Annotated in this window: 3 protein-coding genes and 2 pseudogenes; 1 reads left to right on the plus strand and 4 read right to left on the minus strand. The window is 67.7% G+C overall.

Annotation, left to right across the window (positions count from 1 at the left end; genetic code table 11):
- The first annotated feature begins 199 nt into the window (after window positions 1-199).
- Window positions 200-760, plus strand: a complete 561-nt coding sequence (locus ABZ532_RS31325) for a hypothetical protein (RefSeq protein WP_361291332.1) — start codon at window positions 200-202, stop codon at window positions 758-760.
- 332 nt (window positions 761-1,092) lie between these two features.
- Here the strand turns inward: ABZ532_RS31325 and ABZ532_RS31330 are convergent, their stop codons facing one another.
- From ABZ532_RS31330 to ABZ532_RS31345, 4 genes and pseudogenes are all read right to left on the minus strand, one after another.
- Complete coding sequence (locus tag ABZ532_RS31330; protein WP_361291335.1) at window positions 1,093-1,431, minus strand: MerR family transcriptional regulator; 339 nt, start codon at window positions 1,429-1,431, stop codon at window positions 1,093-1,095.
- Between the two features lie 1,364 nt (window positions 1,432-2,795).
- Window positions 2,796-2,900: pseudogene (locus ABZ532_RS31335) on the minus strand (SCO5918 family protein); the annotation flags it as partial.
- Between the two features lie 58 nt (window positions 2,901-2,958).
- On the minus strand, window positions 2,959-3,360 hold the full coding sequence (locus tag ABZ532_RS31340) for a CBS domain-containing protein (RefSeq protein ID WP_361291338.1): 402 nt from the start codon (window positions 3,358-3,360) through the stop codon (window positions 2,959-2,961).
- A 46-nt stretch (window positions 3,361-3,406) separates the two neighbouring features.
- Window positions 3,407-3,603, minus strand: a pseudogene (locus ABZ532_RS31345) (ATP-dependent helicase); the annotation flags it as partial.

The following is a 3,603-nucleotide window of genomic DNA, read 5'->3' on the forward strand; positions in this document are numbered from 1 at the left end:
GAACCGGCCCCACGACGTTCACCTCGAAGACGCCGACCCTCTCGTCCCCAGCTTTCCCGAACCCGAAAACATGCCAGTTACTTGACGCGGGACACCACGCCGAATGGGCCGCCCGAAGCCGAATAGAGCGGCAAGCCGTGGGGAACGATCAGGGATTCCGAACGGGCATTTCCCGCTCACCTACCCGCAAGGATCGCCGATGCTTCCTGAGGTCCGTCCCCACGTCTCCGGCCCCCTCGCAGACCAGTTGCAACACCAGCTGGGTCTCGCTTCAGACCTGGAAGCCAGGCATCTCGATGTGGAGCGCGTGGCCGGCATCGCAGTCGTCGCGGCTGCCCACTCCGGTGGCTACGCGGCCATCGGGCATCTCCTCGGGCTACTGGCCGCGCTTCCCGCTCCCACCGGGGCAGGGGAGCGCTTCTGGTTGCAGCTGTGGAGGTCCTCGGGCACCGCCTACCTGCTACCCGCCAACATGAAGGCTGAGGTGCTGCAATCCATGGCAGGCGAAGGAACCGCCCTGGCCCGACAGATCCTCTCGGCTGTCGATGAGATGACCCCGCCCCAACGCGTCGCGGCCGGGGAGGCGATCGGTCAAGCCCTCGCCGAGTCCGATCATCTACCCGACCTCAAGACACAGGTCATCGGGGAACTGTGGCTCCGCGATCTCGAACTCACCGCCTGGCACGTCCTGCACGCTGACCGCAGGGCGGACGATCCTGCCGGACGGAAAGCCTTCCTCGAAGCCTGGACGAGCGCGTGAAGCAAGCGGTGCGGCCCGCACGGTTCTGAAGGGCCCTGGCGCGGTAACCGGCTGCGGGGCTACCCGACACAGCTCCCAGCCCTGACTCATGCCTTCCAGACGATGAACGCCCAAAAGGCGGAGGGGATCGCCCTGGTCCCTGCGGCACCGCCCAGCAAGCACCACGCCAAAGGCGTGGGCAAAGGGGAACTTCCGAACCACGACAGCCCACACAGACGCTACGCGCCCGCATGGTCGCCAGGGGAGACAGTCGCATCAGAGGTGCTGGAAGCGGAGTAGCGTGCCGACGTGCGCGTGTGGAACTCGCCAGCACCCGGCGGGGCGGGGATGCCTCAGGCCGTTGTCCTCGGGTTGGTCGATTCGGCGGCGCGGCGGTATTCGGCGTTGATGCGTTGGGCTTCTTCGAGTTGGTCTTCGAGGATGATGATGCGGCAGGCGGCCTCGATGGGGGTGCCCTGGTCGACGAGTTCCCGGGCGCGGGCGGCGATGCGCAGCTGGTAGCGGGAGTAGCGGCGGTGGCCGCCCTCGGAGCGGAGCGGGGTGATCAGACGGGCCTCGCCGATGGCGCGGAGAAAGCCCTGGCTGGTGCCGAGTATTTCGGCGGCCCGGCCCATCGTGTAGGCGGGGTAGTCGTCGTCATCGAGACGGCCGAAGGAGTCGTCTGCGGTCATTGCACCTCTCTGGGAACGCGTCGAGGGGCCCTGGTGCCTACCGGCACCAGGGCCCCGAAGGAACTACTACACCATCTGCCGGCCCCAGTACTGCGCCGGCCTTCTGTTTCCGCACACCAACCTGGGAGAGGTTGGGGGATGCGGGGATCGCGGTTGCTTGACCGAAGACCACCTCACTCACGATGTCCTGCGGTACCCGGGCTCAGACATCCACCCGGGCGATCCTGATGGCGCGAAATTCCTCCGTTCTTCCCTCTTGATCAACCACTTGCCGAACGCGAACTGCGTACTGCTTGTCACGCGGGTATTGCTGGTGTTGCGTACTGCTGGGTGACCTGAGTAAGCGTCACTCTTCGGCAGCCAGCCCCTCGCCCTGTCTCCTATGGCTTGGAACCCCGCTGCCCTAGCTCCCGGTACGCGCGCCCGCAGCCGACGCCTTTACCGAGCCCTGCTCACTGACTTCACTGCTGATACTGCCAACTGCCACTGCGGTACTGCTCACGGCGGCCCCTGAACACTGCGGGCCCCCCGGTCCGGTCGTCAGCCCCGTCGCCGTCCTGCAACCACTGTGGCTTCGGAACTCCACCACCGAACCGTCCTGCGCACTGCAACTGCGGGTACTGCTGCCCGGCAGTTCGTCTCTGCCAGGCCCTGCTGTCCGTCTTCACGGCTACGAGAGAAACCATAACCACACCACCGCCCAATGTCTACTAGGGCCAGCACAGATTTATTACTGTCCGGTGGCGAGGTCATCGTCCTCGGGTACGGCGGGATCAAGCCGGGTTGACCACCCCGGTCCGGGGCACAAGCACCGGGACCGCAGCGGGGTGGGCATGGGCGATCCATGGACGGGGGCCTGATGGACGCGATGAGCATCAGCGTCGCGAACACTCGCCGCGCTTCCTCCGTCGCCGACGCACGCGAGAGCACCCGCGACTTCCTCGAAGCCCTCGTACCGGCGATGCAGCGAGACCGTCTACATCGTGCTCCTGGTCGTCTCGGCACTTGTCAGCAACGCCATCCGCCACGGCGGCGGCATCTACGCCCCGGGCCTGACCGCGCACTCGGACAGCATCGAAGTGGCCGTGCAGGACAGCAGCCCGAGGGCCCTCGCATGCGCAGCCCCGACCTGCACGGTGGCACCGGGGGCTTCGGCTGGCCCATGGTCAACCGCCTCGCCCAATGCCACGCCATCACCTGTCAGAAGACCGGTGGCAAGACCGTAACCGCCCTACTCCACCGACAGCACCGCCCGGGGTCTTCTCCGCAGGGTGGCCGCCGAGACAGCGTGCTCCAGGTACTCCGTCGCGGCCCTAGCCTTTGGGCAGCTTGGCCCACACGCGTGCGGCCATCTCATCGGCCTCGATCACGGAGTCGCCGACGACCGGCTCGGGTTTGACGCCCTTCATCGTTTCCAGCACGTCGCTCTTGGTCAGGTCGAACGGAAAGCGCGCGATGACACAGCGCATGGTGCCTCACAGGAGTGAGGGAAGGAAGAAGGGCCGGACTGGCCGCGGGTGGGACGGCTCAGCGGGAGAGGGCGAGGACTCCCAGGGCGTTGCCGTGGTCGTCGACCATGGGCAGGGCCGCGAGCCGCCGGTGGCGCATAGTGCGCTCGGTGTCGGCGCCTGTGGTCAGCGGCGTGGCGAAGAGCACCTCGTTGCCGACGATGTCGCGCAAGCGGACCTGGTCGGTGTACGCGCTGCCGTCCCGGACGGCGGTGAGCCGGGCCTGGGTGACAATGCCGGTGAACTGCGCGTCCTCGTCGCGGACGACGAGGTGAGCTGTGCGGGCGGCGGCCATGACGGACAGAGCCACCTCGACCGTCATCGCGTCCCAGACGTGAAGCCCGGCCGCGTCCACGGGATCGGCCGCCGTCTGCACGGCGTCGCTGCTTGTTGAGCGGGGCTGCATCCGGACCAGCGTCACAATATGCCTCCTGCACAGGTGGATGAGTTTCCGGCTCACGTGGTTCTCAGGCCGCGGCGAAGGCGGGCCGGCGCCGGGCGGCCGAGGCGGGGCCGCGGCGGCCGCGGGAGGAGGATGCGCTGCGCTTGGGGCGCTCGGACACCGGCGCCGTGATGGTGACCGGGATGCCGGAGGGGGCCTGGGCTCCGGTGATCCGGCTGAGTGCCTCCTCGCCGGAGCGGACCTGGGTGGTCTGGGGCACGA

Source organism: Streptomyces sp. NPDC019396 (assembly GCF_040632375.1).
Lineage (GTDB): Bacteria > Actinomycetota > Actinomycetes > Streptomycetales > Streptomycetaceae > Streptomyces.

Coding starts and splice junctions, on each gene's coding strand:
- ABZ532_RS31325 (WP_361291332.1), top strand. CDS start 200: ATGCTTCCTGAGGTCCGTCCCCACGTCTCCGGCCCCCTCGCAGACCAG.
- ABZ532_RS31330 (WP_361291335.1), bottom strand. CDS start 1,431: ATGACCGCAGACGACTCCTTCGGCCGTCTCGATGACGACGACTACCCC.